This window comes from Neobacillus vireti (genome assembly GCF_036962345.1).
Taxonomy (GTDB): domain Bacteria; phylum Bacillota; class Bacilli; order Bacillales; family Cytobacillaceae; genus Neobacillus; species Neobacillus vireti_A.
In genome coordinates, this window is sequence record NZ_JBALNB010000012.1 from 424,648 (window position 1) to 443,035 (window position 18,388).

An 18,388-nucleotide genomic window follows, 5' to 3' on the forward strand; every position below is an offset into this window, starting at 1 on the left:
ATGGTTAAGATAAGAGCCCTTAAAAAAGAGGAGAAGGGAGAAATGGTATGAATTCATCGATACAACCTCTGGATCCAGTTGCTTTTGCATTAGGACCTGTTCAAGTCCATTGGTACGGGCTGATTATTGGTTCCGGTTTAGCGCTGGCGTTATTTCTAGCGATTAGGGAAGGGGATAAGAGAGGGCTGCCGAAGGATACATTTGCCGATTTAATGCTTTGGGCAATCCCGATTGCGATCCTTTCAGCACGATTATATTATGTTATCTTTGAGTGGGGCTATTATGCTGAGCACCCAGAACAGATCATTCAAATTTGGAATGGCGGTATTGCCATCCATGGGGCCTTAATTGGTTCCGTCGTTACTGCATATGTTTTTGCTAAAAAACGAGCTATCTCATTCTGGAAGATTGCTGATATTGCAGCACCAAGTATAATTTTAGGTCAAGCTATCGGACGCTGGGGGAATTTCATGAATCAGGAAGCTCACGGCGGCGAAGTCACAAGGTCGTTCCTTGAAAACATGCAGCTGCCTGAGTTCATCATTAATCAAATGTATATAAATGGTGCCTACTATCATCCAACTTTCCTATATGAATCAATCTGGAATATCGTTGGGTTTATTCTGTTAATTTTACTGCGCCGTGTGAACCTGCGCCGTGGGGAGCTATTCCTGTCGTATGTAATTTGGTACTCTGTAGGGCGATTCTTTATAGAAGGTTTACGAACGGATAGTTTAATGATTGGCGGCCTTCGGATGGCACAAACGATTTCTATCGTTTTGATTATTGGTGCTGTTATTATTCTGGCTTACCGCAGGAAAAAGAATCTAGCAAAAGATCGATACTTAGACAAAAACAATCAAGCACTTACGCACTAATAAAAGGCTGTTTTCGTAAAGATTGTTGTTAAAATCTTAAAGCCGATTTTAACGTAAAAATATCTATTTTGAGCTTTTGAATTAAGTTTGCAGGCTCTTTTCTTATTAAATTTTTGCTGTTTTCTACGGATTTTTGCGCAATCATAAAATTTGGTTCCAAAAAGCAACAAAGTAAAGAAAAGAGCTTTAAAGGAGAAATTGGAGAAATGATTAACTCAATAAAAAAGGGCTTGCAGGTGGGGATAAAAACAACTTGGACCTTAGGTAAAGTTATTTTTCCAGTAACCCTGATTGTGGCTGTGCTCCAGTATACTCCCGTCTTGCCTTGGATCATTGAGAAAATTGCACCCATGATGAACCTGATTGGCTTATCAGGAGACGCAGCAATTCCACTCGTGATAGGGAATTTTCTCAATCTTTATGCGGCCATTGGAGCCATTTTAACACTCGACCTTACAGTAAAAGAAGTTTTTATTTTAGCGGTTATGCTCTCATTTTCTCATAATTTAATTGTTGAATCGAGCGTAGCCATGAAAGTTGGTATTAAGCTTTGGCTTGTCCTGGTTACGCGGCTGGGACTTGCGTTTGTATCTGCAATCGTCATTAATCTTGTTTGGCAAGGAGGCGGCGAAACTGCGCAATATGGCCTGATTCAAGCAAAAAGTGATGAGCAAGTATCCGGAATAGGATCCATAATCCTTTCAGCGCTTGAAAAAGCCGGACTAGGAATCCTGCAGTTAGCGTTGATTGTCATCCCGCTGATGATTGTGATTCAAATTTTAAAGGATCTGCAATGGTTAAAGAAGTTTTCACAGGGAATGTCCCCTGTTACGAGGAGTTTAGGAATGAATGAAAATACTTCTACTACTATGGCAGCAGGATTATTATTTGGACTGGCCTATGGTGCAGGAGTAGTGATTCAGGCTGTGGAGGAAGATGGAGTCAGTAAAAAGGATTTAACTCTTGCCTTTATTTTTCTCATGTCCTGCCATGCAGTAATAGAAGATACGCTTATCTTTATTCCGCTTGGAATACCGGTCTGGCCGCTCTTTTTGATTCGTCTGGGTGTCGCCATTGCTTTAACTCTGATAGTCGGATTCTTCTGGAGACGTTCAGGTAACCTAGGTAGAAAAGGAGCAGAACCAAATTATGAAAAGTAATATAAATACAATTTTATTCGATTTAGATGGAACGTTGATTGATACAAATGAGTTAATAATTTCAACCTATTTACACACACTTGAAAAGTACTACCCAAGTAAGTTTAAACGAGAGGACGTTCTGCCATTCTTAGGTCCAACCCTTCATGAGGTTTTTGGGAACATGGATCCTGAACGCGTGGAGGAAATGGTACTAGAATATCGGGCATACAATATCGCAAACCATGATGTGATGGTCAAGGAATTTGCTGGGGTTGTTGAAACTCTCGAGATTTTAAAGGAGAAAGGCTACAAACTAGGTATTGTTACCACCAAGCGTCACGATGTTGCGCTTAAAGGCATCCACTTAATGGGACTTGATAAATATTTCGATGTTATTATTGCTTACGACCATGTCAAAAAGGTAAAGCCTGACCCGGAACCTATTTACTTAGCGCTTGAACAGTTAGATTCAAAACCTGATGAAGCCATGATGGTAGGAGATAATTATCACGATGTGCTTGCTGGTAAAAATGCAGGGACAAAAACGGCTGGTGTTGCTTGGACTATCAAGGGCAGGGATTACTTAGCAAAATATGAACCAGATTACATGTTGGAGAACATGGAAGACCTCTTAGCGATTCTCGGAGAGAGGTAAGGATGAGAAGGACAACCCGTTACCCTGTCGAAGGAGCCAATTCCTTATGGCATGTATACAAAACCGTACCTTTCTGGAAAGTTGTCAAAAACTTCATGGTTATTCAACTTGCCCGTTATACCCCATTTCTCGGAGTGAAAAATTGGCTTTACAGGACTTTCTTAGGACTAAAGGTCGGCGAGCAGACATCCTTTGCCTTGATGGTGATGTTGGATGTGATGTTCCCTGAGAAAATCAGCGTAGGACGAAACACAGTTATTGGTTACAACACAACCATTCTAGCCCATGAATATTTAATAAAAGAATATCGACTCGGTCCAGTGGATATCGGGAGTGAAGTGATGATTGGTGCCAATTCTACCATCCTTCCGGGGGTAACGATTGGTGATGGGGCCATTGTCTCTGCTGGAACGCTTGTTCATAAAGACGTACCACCTGGAGCCTTTGTCGGAGGCAATCCCATGCGGGTTATCTATACAAAAGAAGAAATGGATAAACGCTGGGCTGAAGATCCGATTTATAGCAAATAAGAAAAATTGAATGGCAGCCTGGTTTTTAGAACCGGGCTCTTTTTTACATAATAAATGATATTTCGATTGACGAATATTCCACAAACAGGTAAACTTTAATTTATTAGTACATTAGCGAACTAAAGGATTCTGAAAATAAAGGATGATTTGGATGAGCCGTTTATTTATGTTTGAAAAGCCTTTAGGCATGAGAGATACGCTTCCAGAGTTATATGAAAAAAAGCACCATGTCAGGACCTTGATGGAAGAGTCAATCAAACAGTGGGGATATCAATTTATTGATACACCTACACTGGAATATTATGAAACCGTTGGAACCGCATCTGCCATCTTAGACGCAGAGCTGTTCAAATTACTTGATAAGGATGGGCATACTCTCGTCCTTCGTCCGGATATGACTGCACCGATTGCCAGGGTAGCAGCTGCAAGGCTTTTGGATAATGATACTCCACTGCGATTGGCGTATTCCGGTAATGTATACCGCGCACAACAGCGGGAAGGCGGCAGACCTGCAGAGTTCGAGCAAATCGGTGTGGAGTATATTAACGATGATACCGTTTCAAGTGATGGCGAGGTAATCGCATTGCTCGTATCTTCGTTACAAAAAGCCGGGTTGAGTCAATTTCAAGTTTCTGTTGGTCATATCGGTTTTGCACAGGAATTATTTATACAAATTCTAGGAACCAATGGACGGGCAACTGCCCTGAGACGGTTTTTATATGAAAAAAATTATGTTGGTTACCGTGAGCAAGTAAACTCTTATTCTCTATCTTCCATTGATAAACAGCGGCTGCTTCAGCTTCTAGAATTAAGAGGCGGTGAAGAGATCATTGGCAAAGCACTTGATATCATCGAGGATGGCTATGGTAAACAATCCCTTATTCAGCTTAAGGAATTGTGGGAAGTAATTAGCGACTACGGGCTTGAGGAATATGTGAAATTTGATTTTACGATTATGAGCCATATGAGTTATTACTCAGGAATCTTATTTGAAGCGTACGCTGGAAATGTAGGTTTTCCAATCGGAAATGGCGGACGCTATGGCTTGATTGAAAAATTCGGAAAAGATGCGAGTGCCACTGGTTTTGCAGTTCGATTGGATAGACTTTTAGAGGCGCTGGGCTCACAAGACGTTCTCACAACAGTAGAATGTATTTTTTTCAGTCAGGAAAGAAGAAAAGAAGCCTTTCAATTGGCAGAAACACTGAAGGCTGAAGGGAAAAAGGTTGTCCTGCAGGATATTAATGGTGTTAAAAATCTTGATGCCTTTACGAAGAAATTTGCCAATACCACCTTTTTAATCGGAGGTGCTAACCAATGAATTCAAGACTAACGATTGCGATGCCAAAAGGCAGGATTTTTGAAGAGGCTTTAGTATTACTGCGTCATGCAGGCTACAAACTTCCGCCCGAATTCGATGATTCACGAAAATTAATTATTGATGTCGAAGCAGAAAATATGCGTTTTATCCTGGCAAAACCAATGGATGTGGCTACATATGTCGAGCATGGTGTTGCGGATGTCGGGATTGCTGGCAAGGATGTATTACTTGAAGAAGAACGAGATGTATACGAACTCCTTGATTTACAAATCAGTGCCTGTTATTTGGCCGTAGCCGGACTTCCAGGGACACCGATGAATGACGTCGCACCTAAAGTAGCAACCAAATACCCGAATGTTGCCGCAGCTTATTTTCGCGAACAGGGCGAACAAGTTGAAATTATCAAATTAAATGGCTCCATCGAGCTTGCACCATTGATTGGATTAGCGGACAGGATTGTTGATATTGTATCAACGGGAAGAACCTTAGTCGAAAATGGACTTGTGGAATATGAAAGAATTAAAGATGTGACATCAAGGCTGATCGTCAACCCGGTTAGCTACAGAATTAAAGACGAACGAATCAATGAATTAGTAAAAAGGTTAAGCGGTGTTGTCTCGTTGGAGGAAAAATAACATGAAAATTGTTAGAGTGAATGATCTTATCTCTATTAAACGTTCAATTGAATCCGGAACAACCGAGCAATTAGCGGTAGTTAAAAATATTATTTCAGACATTCGCAGCCATGGTGATAAGGCATTACGCGAATACACAGAAAAATTCGATCGCGTAATGGTTGAAACCTTCCTTGTAAAGGAAAAGGAAATAGATGAAGCCTATGAGAAAGTTGATTCCGAGTTTATTTCCATTGTTCAAGAGGCTGCAGCTAATATTAGAAGCTTCCATGAAAAACAATTGCGTCCTTCTTGGATGACAACAGAAGAAAATGGAAGTATTCTTGGTCAAAAAATCACACCGCTGGATTCAGTAGGGGTTTATGTGCCAGGCGGAACTGCAGCGTATCCTTCCTCTGTGCTTATGAATGTGATTCCGGCGAAAGTAGCTGGAGTTAAAAGAATTGTGATGGTTTCACCTCCTGACTCTGATGGGAAACTGCCTGCAGCCGTTCTAGTTGCGGCTAAGGAAGCTGGAGTAGAAGAAATCTATAAAGTTGGCGGAGCTCAAGCCATTGCTGCATTGGCATATGGGACCGAGTCCATCGCTTCTGTTGATAAGATTACCGGTCCAGGTAATATCTTCGTAGCTTTGGCAAAGCGAGAGGTTTTCGGAGATGTTGATATTGATATGATTGCAGGACCGAGTGAAATCGCGATCATTGCCGATGAAAGTGCACGGGCCGATGAGATTGCAGCTGATTTATTATCACAGGCAGAACACGATCCGCGTGCCTGCAGTGTCCTTGTTACTCCATCGCAGCAATTGGCTGAAGAAGTGGCTGCAGAAGTAGAGAGACAATTAGCAGAATTGCCTCGCAGGGATATCGCTTCAAAGTCCATCGCTGATTATGGTGTAATCTATGTGACTTCATCCATAGAGGAAGCAGTTGAAACGGTGAACCAGCTGGCTCCAGAGCACCTAGAAATCTTAACTGAAAATGGGGTTGAGCTGCTTGGGAAGATTCGCCATGCAGGTGCCATTTTTATCGGGCGTTATAGTTCTGAGCCTGTGGGTGACTATTTTGCCGGACCCAACCATGTACTGCCAACCAATGGTACGGCTCGGTTTTCTAGCCCGCTAAATGTGGACGATTTTCAAAAAAAATCAAGTGTGATTATATATAGTGAAAAAGCTTTAAAGGATAATGGGGAAAAAATTGCAAAATTTGCCCGTATGGAGGGTCTTGAAGCCCATGCGCGTGCAGTAGAATTACGGCTTAAGAATCAATAAGGCTGTTTTCGCAACGATTATTGTTAAAATCTTAAAGCCGATTTTAACGTGGCAATAGCTATTTCGCGGCTTTGAATTCAGTTTGCAAGCTCTTTTCTTATAAAATTTTTACTGTTTTCTGCGAAAACACAGCACAATCATTAATTTTCGTTATAAAACACAACAAAGTTTAAGAAAAGAGCCATCAATAATTATTTGCTAGGGGGCCCTTTCATGGAAAGATATGCAAGCATTGAACGAAAAACAAATGAAACGCAAATTAGTTTATCACTTGATATTGACGGCGAAGGAAAATCTGAACTTGAAACTGGAGTTCCATTCATGAGCCATATGCTCGATTTATTCGCGAAACATGGACAATTTAACCTCACTGTCGACGCAAAAGGGGATATTGAGATAGATGATCATCATACCACAGAAGATATCGGAATTGTTTTAGGACAGGCATTGCGCGAGGCCCTTGGCGATAAAAGAGGGATTAAACGCTATGGAAATGCCTTTGTTCCAATGGATGAAGCATTAGCACAGGTTGTGGTTGACCTTAGTAATCGCCCGCATCTTGAAATGAGAGCTGAGTTTCCAAATGCTAAGGTAGGTACCTTTGATACGGAGCTTGTCCATGAGTTTTTATGGAAACTTGCCCTAGAGGCACGCATGAATCTTCATGTCATTGTCCATTATGGACATAATACCCATCACATGATTGAGGCTGTTTTCAAAGCTCTCGGTCGCGCGCTTGACGAGGCGACAACCATAGACCCACGCATAAAAGGAGTTCCGTCAACGAAAGGGATGTTATAAATGATTGGTATTGTCGATTATGGTATGGGCAATCTCTTTAGCGTTAGTAAAGCATTAGAGAGGTTGAATGCTGATTATTTTATTTCAGGCGACCGGGAAGAGTTGTTAAGCGCCGAGGCCTTGCTGCTTCCAGGGGTTGGCTCTTTCCGGGATGCGATGGAAGTATTGCAAGCAGACACCATTAAGGAGTTTGCAGCAAGCGGGAAACCGCTGCTTGGCATTTGCCTTGGCATGCAGCTTTTGTTCGAGGATAGCGACGAAAATGGTTTGACGAAAGGTCTCGGTTTATTACCTGGCAAGGTTCGCCGTTTTCCGGGAAAGACAGCAGATGGGGAAATATATAAAGTTCCTCATATGGGTTGGAATAAACTTGAATTTGTCCAGTCTTCGCCATTATTGGAAGGATTAGATGAAGACTATGTATATTTTGTTCATTCTTATTATGTAAGTGCGGAAAACTCTGAAGTATTATTGGCAAAGGCAGATTACCATGAAGAGGTTTCTGCTGTTGTCGGCAAGGATAATATTTTTGGAATGCAATTTCACCCTGAAAAAAGCAGTAAGCTGGGGATGGCACTGCTAAATAATTTTCTAAAATTAGTGGAAGAAAGGAAGGCGTTACGATGACTATCACAATATATCCAGCCATTGATATGCGCGGCGGGAATTGCGTACGCCTTCTTCAAGGTGATTATGATAAGGAAACCATATATGGTGATTCTCCTTTTGATATGGCAAAAACTTTTGCTGCAAATGGTGCGGAATGGATTCATATGGTTGACCTTGATGGGGCAAAGGATGGAAAAAGGGTTAATGATTCTTTTGTGATTGAAGCAGCCAAACAGCTGCCGGTAAAAGTCCAGATAGGCGGGGGGATTCGTTCTGAAGAAGATATCCTTCATTATTTGGAAAATGGCGTTACGCGAGTGATCATTGGCAGTATTGCTGTTTCTAATCCAAAGTTTGCGATTGAAATGATTCAGAAATACGGCAAACAAATTGTCGTAGGAATTGATGCGAAAAATGGCTATGTGGCAACTCATGGCTGGATTACCACTTCCGAAGTGAAAGCAGTTGAATTAAGTAAACGATTTGCGGACGCTGGTGCAGAGACGTTTATTTTTACCGATATTGCAACGGATGGTACACTTTCTGGTCCTAATATTTCAGCTGTATGTGAAATGGCTGAAGTAACAGGGAAGAATGTCATTGCCTCAGGCGGAGTAAGCAGTTTAGCAGATTTGCAGGCTCTTAATGCTGAGGGTGTTAAAGGGGCAATTGTGGGGAAAGCCCTATATGAGAATCGCTTTACGTTGAAGGAAGCTCTAGCAATCGGTGAGGTGAAAAAATGACGTTGACCAAACGAATCATTCCATGTTTGGATGTAAAAGAAGGAAGAGTGGTCAAGGGGATTCAATTTGTGCAGCTTCGGGATGCCGGAGATCCGGTTGAATTAGCCAGATTTTATGATGAACAGGGAGCAGATGAACTTGTTTTCCTTGATATATCTGCATCTGTTGAAGGACGAAAAACAATGGTTGAAGTCGTGAAAGCTGTTGCCTCGGAGCTTGCCATTCCCTTTACAGTCGGAGGCGGGATCAATTCATTAGAGGATATGAAACGTATTCTCCGTGCGGGTGCGGATAAGGTATCATTAAATACGGCAGCCGTTTTGAATCCTGCGGTAATTTCTGAGGGAGCAGACTTCTTTGGAACACAATGCATTGTCGTTGCCATTGACGCAAAGTATGATGAAGAGCTCGGAACCTGGCGTGTTTATACACATGGCGGCCGGACGCCAACAGAGCGGACTGTAATTGAATGGGCAAAAGAAGCGGCAGAGCTGGGTGCTGGTGAAATTTTACTAACAAGTATGGATAGTGATGGCGAGAAAAATGGCTTTGACCTGGAGTTGACAAAAGCGGTAAGTGAAGCTGTGACCATTCCGGTTATAGCTTCAGGCGGTGCTGGAAACGCCGGCCACTTTGAAGAGGCATTTGTAAACGGAAAAGCAGATGCAGCGCTGGCTGCCTCTATTTTTCATTATAAAGAAACATCTGTACATGAGGTAAAAAGCTATTTGCATGAGAAGGGAGTGAGTGTCCGATGAATATTCGTTTTGATGAAAAAGGCCTAGTACCTGCGATTGTTCAGGATGCCGAAACGAAAGAAGTATTAACATTAGCTTATATGAATCAGGAGTCTCTAACCAAAACACTTGAAACGGGAGAAACATGGTTTTTCAGCCGCTCCCGACAAGAATTATGGCACAAAGGAGCTACCAGCGGCAACACGCAGACAGTCGTGAGTGTGAAATACGATTGTGATCAGGATGCGGTGCTTGTGCTCGTACAGCCAAAAGGTCCGGCTTGCCATACAGGAGCGGTAAGCTGTTTCTCAGAAGGCATTACCGAAAGAAGCAATAGTCTGGCAGACTATCAAATCTTACAAACACTAGAAAAGCTTATTACCGAGCGAGAAAAAGACCGTCCAGAAGGGGCCTATACCACCTATTTATTCGAAAAAGGCGTCGATAAAATTTTGAAAAAAGTCGGTGAGGAAGCTTCCGAAGTCATCATCGCAGCCAAAAACCGCGACAAAGAAGAACTAAAATGGGAAGCCGCCGACCTTCTATACCACCTGCAAGTACTACTAGTCGAACAAGGACTGCCATTCAAAGAAGTACTGCAGACATTAGAAGAAAGACATAAGAGATGATGCTGGTGATTTCACCAATGGTGAAATCACCCTGGTGCCTGTCACCATTTATTCAAAAAACGCTGTTTATGCAGCGTTTTTTTGCATGATTTATCCATAGTGTGAATTGTGGTGGATTTCTTCTCGGACCGGCTGCAGTTGTGTTATACTACATAAGTTAGTATTTTTTAGATGGAGGTCCCCATGATAAAAGACAAGAAGGCAAGAAGCCAAAAGGGAAAGATCCTGTCGTTTGTTCCGACTGGGGAATATTATTTCACAAAAGGTATCAAGGTATACCATCGCCGAGATTTCAAAAAGGCAAAAAAGTATCTTCAACGGGCGATGCAGCTGGAGCCTGGTGAACCAATGATAACCTGTCAGCTTGCCATTGTGTTAACAGAACTTGGTGAGTATGAAAATTCAAATCGACTTTTGCATATAGTACTTAATGAACTTGATCAAGATATGAGTGAATGTCATTATTTTTTAGCCAATAATTATGCCCATATGGGTTTCTTCAAAGATGCTTATCACCATGCGAATATGTATCTGACGTTGGAACCAAATGGTGATTTCAGAGAAGATACAGAAGAACTTCTAGAGATTCTTATGTTAGAAACGGATGGTTTAGAAGAGCCTCCTTATGAACAGGACGATCTTATCCTGAAGCAGGAGCAGGCTCGTGAATTATTAGAATCAGGATATTTTCCGAAAGCTATAGAGTTGTTAAAGGATGTTGTGGAAGAATATCCAGAATATTGGTCAGCTTATAACAATTTAGCTCTCGCTTATTTTTATTTAGGTAAAACAAAAAAAGCAGAATCGATACTCGATGATGTTTTAGATAGAAATCCAGGGAATCTTCATGCTTTGTGTAATCGAATGGTATTTGCTCATTATCAAGGTAAAAAGAAGGTAGTTGCCCAGTTAACGGAATCCTTAAAGAAAATCCAGCCGATTCTAATTGAACATCAATATAAATTAGGGGCAACCTTTGCCATGGTTGGTGAATATCAAGCAGCGTACTACTGGTTGAAAAAATTATATAATATTCGTTTTGATGGTGACGGTCCATTCTATTATTGGCTCGCATATTCAGCGTATTATTCAGGCTATGTTGAATTTGCAGAAACGATATGGAAAATTGCACTTGAGCATTCCCCTGATAAAAAGGGTATGGAACCATGGGTTTTAAAAAGACCTATTAATAGTGAATTTGAAGATTACTCTGGTTCAATTTATCAAAAATTAGAAAGTGATTTTATTGAGGAGCGTTTATTTGCAATATTCTTGGCTTCTATTACAGGAAAAGCAGGAGAAATTTTAATTTCTGAGCGTTTTTATGAAAATCAAAAGCTCACGACAATAGAAAAGAATTATGCTTCGTACCTAAAGACCGGAACACCCTCTGAGTTAAAAGCTGCGCAGGAAATTGCTGAGTTACTTTATAAAAATCATAACCCCTTTGAAACGGTCGAGTCAGGTTTATTCCTTAAGTGGTTTTCTGTTTTTGTTGAAATTTCAAAAACAGGGATGAACTTGAATAACAGACATGCGTGGGCTGGGGCAATAGAATATGTCTGGTATAAGGAAAGCAATGAAAAAGTTTCCCAACAAGAAGTTGCGACCACTTATGATATATCACCAGCAACCATAGGAAAATATGTGAAGCTGCTAAATGATTATATGTGTCCAGCTCCGCTTTTCGCCGATTAATAAGCAGATAAATGGACTTCAATACAATTGTTTTATACGATTAAGTAGGGAATACTATACTTAATCGTATTTTTTATATATTATATCTAGCTGCAGCGCCGAGGGGATCGGGGTCATAAGCTTGTCTAGTTGCGGCTCCTTGGGACTCGAGGAATAAGCCACCTCATGAAGAAGGCAAAAAACGCCTTCTTGCATGGTTCGTCTTATTCCTTCGTCCCAGGGCAGTCGCCTCCACATTTCTGACAATCCGTCAAGTAGGTTAAAGGGAGCAACCTTTATGCCAGCTCGTCTTATGCCTCTCGTCCCTGACCAAGGCGCTTCCGCTTTAAATGGAGGATTGATCCTGATGTCTGAGGAAAAAATTTATGATGTAATTATTGCAGGTGCTGGTCCAGCAGGGATGACAGCTGCTGTTTATACTTCTCGTGCCAATCTTTCAACACTTATGATTGAACGCGGGATGCCTGGCGGTCAAATGGCGAACACGGAGGATGTTGAAAACTATCCTGGATTTGAAAGTATCCTAGGCCCGGATTTGTCGACAAAAATGTTTGAACATGCGAAAAAATTCGGTGCCGAATATGCGTATGGTGATATCAAAGAAATCATCGACAATGGAGATGTAAAAACGGTCGTTGCAGGATCAAAAAAATATAAAGCCTATTCTGTTATTATTTCGGCAGGAGCCGAATATAAGAAGGTAGGGGTACCAGGCGAAAAGGAACTTAGCGGACGCGGTGTATCGTATTGTGCGGTATGTGACGGGGCATTTTTTAAACAAAAAGAATTATATGTTATTGGCGGTGGGGATTCGGCAGTTGAAGAAGGTGTTTATTTAACACGCTTCGCTTCTAAAGTAACAATTGTGCACCGACGTGATGAGCTTCGTGCCCAAAAAATACTCCAAGACCGTGCTTTTGCGAATGAAAAAATTGATTTTATTTGGAATCATACCATTAAGTCCATTAACGATAAGGATGGAAAAGTTGGCAGCGTAACACTTGTTTCAACACAAAATGGAGAGGAACAAGAACTTCCAGCTGATGGCGTATTTATTTATATTGGGATGATTCCACTTTCTAAACCATTTGCCGACCTCGGAATCACCAATGAAAATGGCTATATTGAAACGAATGAGCGGATGGAAACAAAAGTAAAAGGTATTTTTGCCGCTGGTGATATTCGTGAGAAAACATTAAGACAAATTGTTACTGCAACAGGTGATGGCAGTATCGCAGCACAAAGTGCACAACACTATGTAGAAGAAATAAAAGAGGAACTAAAAATAAGACAATAAATTTACAAAATTTTCATAAACGTAATCCTCTTTTAACTCTTCTGTAACAGTGGTGAAATAATAATAAGGTAGAATAAAAATTAAGAATTGACCCCCTTTAAAATATTCACTTGGTGCACAGGCTCAGGGAGCCTGTGCTATTTTTTTTACAAAAATTTTTTTACAAATTTTTAACATGATTGATTTCATTGTGACCGCTTACCAAAAGGAGTATAATGAATAAAATAAATATACGTTATTTAGCTTGTTATATAGAGGGTGAATGTTGTGCAGCGAGTCACCAATTGTGTATTAATTAGAGATAATCAAGTGTTAATGTTAAAGAAACCGCGCCGTGGATGGTGGGTAGCGCCAGGAGGAAAAATGGAGCCTGGTGAATCTGTTCGAGACTCCTGCATACGGGAGTACCGGGAAGAAACCGGAATCTATTTGAAAAACCCAAAATTGAAGGGCATTTTTACATTCATTATCAAAGAAAATGATCAAGTCTTATCTGAATGGATGATGTTTACCTTTTTTGCAACAGACTCTGATGGAATGGGATTAGATGAATCTGAAGAGGGTAAGCTTGAATGGCAGCCGCTCGATCAGGTGAAAAATCTGCCAATGGCGGCGGGAGATTATCATATTATTGATTATATGATTCATGGAAAAGGGATCATTTACGGTACATTTACCTATACAAAAGATTTTCAACTTATTAGTTATCGGTTAGACCCTAGTTGAGGAGGAATAAACGATGAGTACAGGTTCAGCCAGTGAAACTCAAATGGTCATTATTACAGGGATGTCTGGTGCTGGAAAAACAGTTGCCATCCAAAGTTTAGAAGATCTGGGATTTTTCTGCGTAGATAATTTGCCTCCAACATTGCTTCCAAAATTTCTCGAACTTATGAAGGAATCTGGGAATAAAATGAATAAAGTAGCATTAGTAATGGATTTAAGGGGAAGAGAGTTCTTTGACCATTTGTTTAAAGCACTCGATGAACTCGCAGAAACCTCATGGGTTACTCCGCAAATTCTGTTCTTAGATGCAGATGACGCTACTTTAGTGCGAAGATATAAAGAAACTCGAAGATTTCATCCACTGGCACAATCTGGTTTGCCGTTAGAAGGTATCAAATTGGAGAGAGAGCTGCTTGATGAGTTAAAGGGGAGAGCCCAGCTTATTTATAACACTTCGCAAATGAAACCGCGTGAATTACGAGAAAAGATTATTACTGAGTTTACAACAAATAAAAAATCAATTTTTACTGTCAATGTCATGTCTTTTGGATTTAAGCATGGAATTCCAATTGATGCTGATCTTGTATTTGATGTACGTTTCTTGCCGAATCCCCATTATATTGATCATATGAGGCCGAAAACAGGATTAGATGAAGAGGTTTCTAGTTATGTGTTGAAATGGAATGAAACGCATAAATTCCTAGAAAAAGTTACAGATTTGCTTAGCTTTATGCTTCCGCATTATAAGCGGGAAGGAAAAGCCCAGCTGGTTATCGCCATAGGGTGTACGGGCGGTCAGCATCGGTCCGTAACTCTTGCAGAATATCTTGCTAAATTCTTTAGTAATGATTACAAGACCTTAGTTTCACACCGTGACATTGAGAGGAGAAAGGACCAGACCACATGAGAGAGTTGGGACAGCCGAGAATCGTCATCATTGGCGGTGGAACAGGATTGCCGGTTTTATTGCGGGGGTTAAAACAATATCCAGTCGATATTACCGCTATTGTTACAGTTGCGGATGATGGCGGCAGTTCAGGAAGACTCCGTGATGACCTGCAAATTCCGCCTCCAGGAGATATCCGTAATGTGTTAGCTGCTTTATCCGATGTTGAACCCTTAGTAGAAGAAATGTTTCAACATCGTTTTAAAACCTCCAATGAATTATCCGGTCATTCGCTGGGGAACTTGATTTTGGCGGCCATGACATCGATAACAGGGAACTTTGTTCATGCTATTCAAGAAATGAGTAAGGTATTAAATGTGCGAGGGAAGGTTCTGCCTGCAGCCAACCAAAGTGTTGTCCTTCATGCAGAAATGGAGGATGGGACAGTCGTATCCGGTGAATCTAAAATTCCTTATTCCGGAAAGAAAATAAAAAAAGTTTTTTTAACACCAGAAGTGATCACGCCGCTGCCGGAATCAATACAGGCCATAAGACAGGCGGATTTAATCATTTTAGGTCCGGGGAGTTTGTATACAAGTATTTTACCTAACTTACTTGTACCAAGATTAGGAGAAGAAGTCTGCCGTTCGCATGCTAAAAAGGTGTATATTTGCAATTTAATGACACAGGCAGGAGAAACACACGGATTTACAGCTAGTGACCATGTGAAGGCTATTTATGATCATATGGCATGTGCCTTTATGGATACAATTCTGGTTAACAACAAAGAAATTCCTGAGGATATTCAGCTCCGGTACAATGAAGAACTTGCAAATCCTGTTTATTATGATTTGAACACCATTATGGAACTTGGTCTAGAGGTGGTTCACGCAGATATAGCCATACAGGAAAACGGGGCCCTTAGACACGATCCAAAAAAGGTTGCAAAAATATTGTATAATATCCTTATAAGTGAAACCAAAAGGCGTTATGAAGCGTAATACTATTTGGGATAAAAGGGGGTGAAGGGATGTCTTTCGCTTCGGAAACGAAAAAAGAATTAACGAATTTGGAAATAAAGCCATGTTGTATTCAAGCAGAGCTTTCTGCCCTCATACGAATGAATGGGTCTATGTCCTTTTCTAACCGTAAGTTAATTGTTGATATTCAGACCGAAAATGCTGCGATTGCTAGAAGGATTTATACATTAATAAAAAAGAGCTATGATGTACCTGTAGAACTATTGGTTCGGAAAAAAATGCGTTTAAAAAAGAACAATGTCTACATTGTCCGTCTATCACAGCGTGCGAAGGAAATACTAGAGGATATGAGGATCCTTGGTGAAGGATTTACCTTCATCCATGATATATCCGATGATCTAGTAAAAAAGAAATGCTGTAAACGTTCTTATTTACGCGGTGCATTTCTTGCTGGCGGTTCCGTTAATAATCCGGAGACTTCTTCTTATCATTTGGAAATTGCTTCGCTATATAAGGAACATAACGATTCCTTGTGCGAATTAATGAATAAATTTGGTCTTAATAGTAAAACGCTTGAGCGAAAAAAAGGTTATATTACTTACTTAAAAGAAGCAGAAAAAATTACTGAGTGTTTAAATATCATTGGTGCAGTCAATGCTCTTCTTCGCTTTGAAGATATACGGATTGTACGGGATATGAGAAATTCAGTTAATAGGCTCGTTAATTGTGAAACTGCGAACTTAAATAAGACCATTGGTGCGTCCATTCGTCAAGTTGAGAATATACGATATATTAACAATACGGTTGGATTGCATATTTTACCTGAAAAGTTAAGAGAAATAGCAGAACTCCGGCTCCATTATACGGATGTAACTCTTAAAGAATTAGGAGAAATGGTTAGCGGAGGTACAATTAGTAAATCAGGAATTAATCATCGGTTAAGAAAGATAGATGAAATCGCTGATAAGTTACGCTTAGGCGAAATGGCTTCAAGAAATTAGAGAACAAACGAGGAGGATTTAAAAATGGTAGAGAAACAAGTAGAAGTAAAATTGAAAACAGGTCTTCAAGCACGACCAGCAGCATTATTTGTGCAGGAAGCAAACAGATTTTCATCTGATATCTTTTTAGAGAAAGATGGTAAAAAGGTAAATGCAAAAAGCATTATGGGGCTTATGAGTTTAGCTGTTGGTTCAGGCGTGGCTGTAAATATTGTCGCTGAAGGCGATGATGAAGAAAAAGCAGTTGAAGCATTATCTCTTTTTGTTCAGAATGAACAATAAACCTTGAAAGAGTTTGACCTAAAATTGGTCAAACTCTTTTCCTATATATGGGTAGGGGAACTATGTGGTTCATAGTGCCCGAGATGTAAATTTGGATGAATCTGTGTAACTATGGGGGGGTCATAGTGACCGAGATATAAAATTTAGATGGATCTGTGTAACTATGGGGGGTTCATAGTAACCAAGAAATAAAATTTGGATGGGTCTGGGTAACTATGAGGGGTTCATAGTTACCGAGATGTAAAGTTTGGATGGATCTGGGTTACTATGAGGGGGTTCATAGTGACCGAGATGTAAAGTTTGGATGGATCTGGGTAACTATGGGGGGTTCATAGTGACCGAGATATAAAATTTGGATGGGTCTGGGTAACTATGAGTGTTCATAGTTACCGAGATGTAAAGCTTGGATGGATCTGGGGAACTATGAAGGTTCATAGTGACCTAAAGAGATTCACTAAATGAGTTTGGGTCACTCGAGCAGCTCTGCAATGCCCGAGAACTTATCCAAGCAACAGTCCGGTCACTCCACCTCAGGCAATAGGCACAAAAAAACAGCCGTCATAAACCAACGGCTGCTCCACTTTTACTTATCTTTCTTTTCTTCTGTAATGCTTCTAGTGATAATATGGTCAACAAGACCGTATTCTTTTGCTCTTTCAGCAGTCATAAAGTTATCGCGGTCTGTATCCTTTTGGATGACCTCTAAAGGCTGACCAGTACGATCGGCTAAGATACCGTTTAATTTTTCACGAAGGAATAAAATACGTTTAGCAGCTATTTCAATTTCAGTCGCTTGACCTTGTGCACCGCCTAGTGGCTGGTGGATCATTACTTCTGCATTTGGTAACGCATAGCGCTTGCCTTTTGTTCCTGCTGCAAGTAGGAAGGCACCCATTGATGCAGCCATACCGATACAAATCGTTTGTACATCCGGCTTAATGAACTGCATTGTGTCATAAATTGCCATACCAGCAGTAATACTTCCGCCAGGGCTGTTAATATAAATGGATATATCCTTCTCAGGGTTTTCAGCTTCAAGGAAAAGTAATTGTGCGACAATGCTGTTCGCAACATGATCGTCAATACCACTGCCAAGCATAATAATACGGTCTTTTAACAGACGAGAATAAATATCGTATGCTCTTTCACCACGGTTTGTTTGTTCAATAACTGTAGGAATCAAATTCATTTTTCTTCCTCCTTTAAGTATGAAAAATATTTACTTATGTATTGTAATCATACACTGATGGTCAATTAAGGTCAAACAATTCGTCTTTAAAATGTTCGACAACTTTCACTACTACAGCATAACCACTGAAAGACAATTTTAACCCTAATCTGTCTTGCAAAATTTCTTTAAATGGCATATAATATATAAGTCGCACATATGCGCTCGTGGTGCAACGGATAGCACGTAAGATTCCGGTTCTTAAAATGGGGGTTCGATTCCCTCCGAGCGCGTCATAAACTTTGTTAATTAAAAAAGAGGCTGGGACATAACTAGCTTCAAATAGTGAAAAAGGTGAAATTGAGTGTGCTCAATTTCACCTTTTTCTGTTTTTACT

The 18,388-nt window shown here is 40.5% G+C and carries 20 protein-coding genes and 1 tRNA gene; 20 read left to right on the forward strand and 1 reads right to left on the reverse strand.

Annotated features, from left to right (window positions below; all coding sequences use genetic code 11):
* The first annotated feature begins 47 nt into the window (after positions 1-47).
* From lgt to V7108_RS16550, 19 genes are all read left to right on the forward strand, one after another.
* Entirely contained in the window at positions 48-878 is an 831-nt protein-coding gene (lgt, locus tag V7108_RS16460; protein ID WP_335516410.1) for a prolipoprotein diacylglyceryl transferase, read from the forward strand.
* Positions 879-1,084: 206 nt separating this feature from the next.
* The gene (locus tag V7108_RS16465; protein WP_335516406.1) at positions 1,085-2,038 is read left to right on the forward strand and encodes a nucleoside recognition domain-containing protein; all 954 of its coding nucleotides are present in this window, start codon (positions 1,085-1,087) and stop codon (positions 2,036-2,038) included.
* Complete coding sequence (gene ppaX / locus V7108_RS16470; RefSeq protein WP_335516404.1) at positions 2,028-2,675, forward strand: pyrophosphatase PpaX; 648 nt, start codon at positions 2,028-2,030, stop codon at positions 2,673-2,675. Before V7108_RS16465 ends, ppaX begins: the two co-directional genes overlap by 11 nt.
* 2 nt (positions 2,676-2,677) lie before the next feature.
* Complete coding sequence (locus V7108_RS16475; protein WP_335568876.1) at positions 2,678-3,205, forward strand: acyltransferase; 528 nt, start codon at positions 2,678-2,680, stop codon at positions 3,203-3,205.
* 151 nt (positions 3,206-3,356) lie between these two features.
* Positions 3,357-4,526: an ATP phosphoribosyltransferase regulatory subunit gene (locus V7108_RS16480; protein ID WP_335568877.1), complete on the forward strand. Its 1,170-nt coding sequence runs from the start codon at positions 3,357-3,359 to the stop codon at positions 4,524-4,526.
* Positions 4,523-5,161 carry an ATP phosphoribosyltransferase gene (hisG, locus tag V7108_RS16485; RefSeq protein WP_335516395.1) on the forward strand — a complete coding sequence of 213 codons (639 nt, stop codon included), beginning with the start codon at positions 4,523-4,525 and terminating at the stop codon, positions 5,159-5,161. The genes V7108_RS16480 and hisG overlap by 4 nt, the downstream gene beginning before the upstream one ends.
* A 1-nt stretch (position 5,162) precedes the next feature.
* The gene (hisD, locus tag V7108_RS16490) at positions 5,163-6,434 is read left to right on the forward strand and encodes a histidinol dehydrogenase (protein WP_335568878.1); all 1,272 of its coding nucleotides are present in this window, start codon (positions 5,163-5,165) and stop codon (positions 6,432-6,434) included.
* Positions 6,435-6,647: 213 nt separating this feature from the next.
* Positions 6,648-7,235, forward strand: a complete 588-nt coding sequence (gene hisB / locus V7108_RS16495; RefSeq protein ID WP_335516389.1) for an imidazoleglycerol-phosphate dehydratase HisB — start codon at positions 6,648-6,650, stop codon at positions 7,233-7,235.
* On the forward strand, positions 7,236-7,862 hold the full coding sequence (hisH, locus tag V7108_RS16500) for an imidazole glycerol phosphate synthase subunit HisH (protein ID WP_335568879.1): 627 nt from the start codon (positions 7,236-7,238) through the stop codon (positions 7,860-7,862).
* The gene (gene hisA, locus V7108_RS16505) at positions 7,859-8,587 is read left to right on the forward strand and encodes a 1-(5-phosphoribosyl)-5-[(5-phosphoribosylamino)methylideneamino]imidazole-4-carboxamide isomerase (protein ID WP_335568880.1); all 729 of its coding nucleotides are present in this window, start codon (positions 7,859-7,861) and stop codon (positions 8,585-8,587) included. The genes hisH and hisA overlap by 4 nt, the downstream gene beginning before the upstream one ends.
* Positions 8,584-9,345, forward strand: coding sequence for an imidazole glycerol phosphate synthase subunit HisF (gene hisF / locus V7108_RS16510; protein ID WP_335568881.1), 762 nt, complete (start codon positions 8,584-8,586; stop codon positions 9,343-9,345). Before hisA ends, hisF begins: the two co-directional genes overlap by 4 nt.
* Entirely contained in the window at positions 9,342-9,953 is a 612-nt protein-coding gene (hisIE, locus tag V7108_RS16515; RefSeq protein WP_335568882.1) for a bifunctional phosphoribosyl-AMP cyclohydrolase/phosphoribosyl-ATP diphosphatase HisIE, read from the forward strand. The genes hisF and hisIE overlap by 4 nt, the downstream gene beginning before the upstream one ends.
* A gap of 183 nt (positions 9,954-10,136) precedes the next feature.
* Positions 10,137-11,651, forward strand: coding sequence for a tetratricopeptide repeat protein (locus V7108_RS16520; RefSeq protein WP_335568883.1), 1,515 nt, complete (start codon positions 10,137-10,139; stop codon positions 11,649-11,651).
* Positions 11,652-11,997: 346 nt separating this feature from the next.
* Positions 11,998-12,948, forward strand: a complete 951-nt coding sequence (trxB, locus tag V7108_RS16525; protein ID WP_335568891.1) for a thioredoxin-disulfide reductase — start codon at positions 11,998-12,000, stop codon at positions 12,946-12,948.
* Between the two features lie 267 nt (positions 12,949-13,215).
* Positions 13,216-13,674 carry an NUDIX hydrolase gene (locus V7108_RS16530; RefSeq protein ID WP_335568884.1) on the forward strand — a complete coding sequence of 153 codons (459 nt, stop codon included), beginning with the start codon at positions 13,216-13,218 and terminating at the stop codon, positions 13,672-13,674.
* 13 nt (positions 13,675-13,687) lie between these two features.
* Entirely contained in the window at positions 13,688-14,581 is an 894-nt protein-coding gene (rapZ, locus tag V7108_RS16535) for an RNase adapter RapZ (protein WP_335512503.1), read from the forward strand.
* The gene (locus V7108_RS16540) at positions 14,578-15,561 is read left to right on the forward strand and encodes a gluconeogenesis factor YvcK family protein (RefSeq protein WP_335512505.1); all 984 of its coding nucleotides are present in this window, start codon (positions 14,578-14,580) and stop codon (positions 15,559-15,561) included. Before rapZ ends, V7108_RS16540 begins: the two co-directional genes overlap by 4 nt.
* A 29-nt stretch (positions 15,562-15,590) precedes the next feature.
* Complete coding sequence (gene whiA, locus V7108_RS16545; protein WP_335512506.1) at positions 15,591-16,541, forward strand: DNA-binding protein WhiA; 951 nt, start codon at positions 15,591-15,593, stop codon at positions 16,539-16,541.
* Between the two features lie 24 nt (positions 16,542-16,565).
* On the forward strand, positions 16,566-16,823 hold the full coding sequence (locus tag V7108_RS16550; RefSeq protein ID WP_335512509.1) for an HPr family phosphocarrier protein: 258 nt from the start codon (positions 16,566-16,568) through the stop codon (positions 16,821-16,823).
* A 583-nt stretch (positions 16,824-17,406) separates the two neighbouring features.
* Here V7108_RS16550 and clpP read toward each other — a convergent pair.
* On the reverse strand, positions 17,407-18,012 hold the full coding sequence (gene clpP / locus V7108_RS16555) for an ATP-dependent Clp endopeptidase proteolytic subunit ClpP (protein ID WP_335512511.1): 606 nt from the start codon (positions 18,010-18,012) through the stop codon (positions 17,407-17,409).
* A 200-nt stretch (positions 18,013-18,212) separates the two neighbouring features.
* Between clpP and V7108_RS16560 the strand changes: the two genes are divergently transcribed.
* Positions 18,213-18,284, forward strand: a tRNA-Arg gene (locus V7108_RS16560).
* Positions 18,285-18,388: the final 104 nt, after the last annotated feature.

Excerpts from the sequence above, each read along its gene's own strand:
- V7108_RS16540 (WP_335512505.1), top strand. The coding sequence starts at position 14,578 with ATGAGAGAGTTGGGACAGCCGAGAATCGTCATCATTGGCGGTGGAACA.
- hisH (WP_335568879.1), top strand. The coding sequence starts at position 7,236 with ATGATTGGTATTGTCGATTATGGTATGGGCAATCTCTTTAGCGTTAGT.
- ppaX (WP_335516404.1), top strand. The coding sequence starts at position 2,028 with ATGAAAAGTAATATAAATACAATTTTATTCGATTTAGATGGAACGTTG.
- hisA (WP_335568880.1), top strand. The coding sequence starts at position 7,859 with ATGACTATCACAATATATCCAGCCATTGATATGCGCGGCGGGAATTGC.
- V7108_RS16550 (WP_335512509.1), top strand. The coding sequence starts at position 16,566 with ATGGTAGAGAAACAAGTAGAAGTAAAATTGAAAACAGGTCTTCAAGCA.
- hisB (WP_335516389.1), top strand. The coding sequence starts at position 6,648 with ATGGAAAGATATGCAAGCATTGAACGAAAAACAAATGAAACGCAAATT.
- V7108_RS16480 (WP_335568877.1), top strand. The coding sequence starts at position 3,357 with ATGAGCCGTTTATTTATGTTTGAAAAGCCTTTAGGCATGAGAGATACG.
- hisIE (WP_335568882.1), top strand. The coding sequence starts at position 9,342 with ATGAATATTCGTTTTGATGAAAAAGGCCTAGTACCTGCGATTGTTCAG.
- V7108_RS16520 (WP_335568883.1), top strand. The coding sequence starts at position 10,137 with ATGATAAAAGACAAGAAGGCAAGAAGCCAAAAGGGAAAGATCCTGTCG.
- clpP (WP_335512511.1), bottom strand. The coding sequence starts at position 18,012 with ATGAATTTGATTCCTACAGTTATTGAACAAACAAACCGTGGTGAAAGA.
- V7108_RS16475 (WP_335568876.1), top strand. The coding sequence starts at position 2,678 with ATGAGAAGGACAACCCGTTACCCTGTCGAAGGAGCCAATTCCTTATGG.
- whiA (WP_335512506.1), top strand. The coding sequence starts at position 15,591 with ATGTCTTTCGCTTCGGAAACGAAAAAAGAATTAACGAATTTGGAAATA.
- V7108_RS16465 (WP_335516406.1), top strand. The coding sequence starts at position 1,085 with ATGATTAACTCAATAAAAAAGGGCTTGCAGGTGGGGATAAAAACAACT.
- hisG (WP_335516395.1), top strand. The coding sequence starts at position 4,523 with ATGAATTCAAGACTAACGATTGCGATGCCAAAAGGCAGGATTTTTGAA.
- rapZ (WP_335512503.1), top strand. The coding sequence starts at position 13,688 with ATGAGTACAGGTTCAGCCAGTGAAACTCAAATGGTCATTATTACAGGG.
- lgt (WP_335516410.1), top strand. The coding sequence starts at position 48 with ATGAATTCATCGATACAACCTCTGGATCCAGTTGCTTTTGCATTAGGA.
- trxB (WP_335568891.1), top strand. The coding sequence starts at position 11,998 with ATGTCTGAGGAAAAAATTTATGATGTAATTATTGCAGGTGCTGGTCCA.
- hisF (WP_335568881.1), top strand. The coding sequence starts at position 8,584 with ATGACGTTGACCAAACGAATCATTCCATGTTTGGATGTAAAAGAAGGA.
- hisD (WP_335568878.1), top strand. The coding sequence starts at position 5,163 with ATGAAAATTGTTAGAGTGAATGATCTTATCTCTATTAAACGTTCAATT.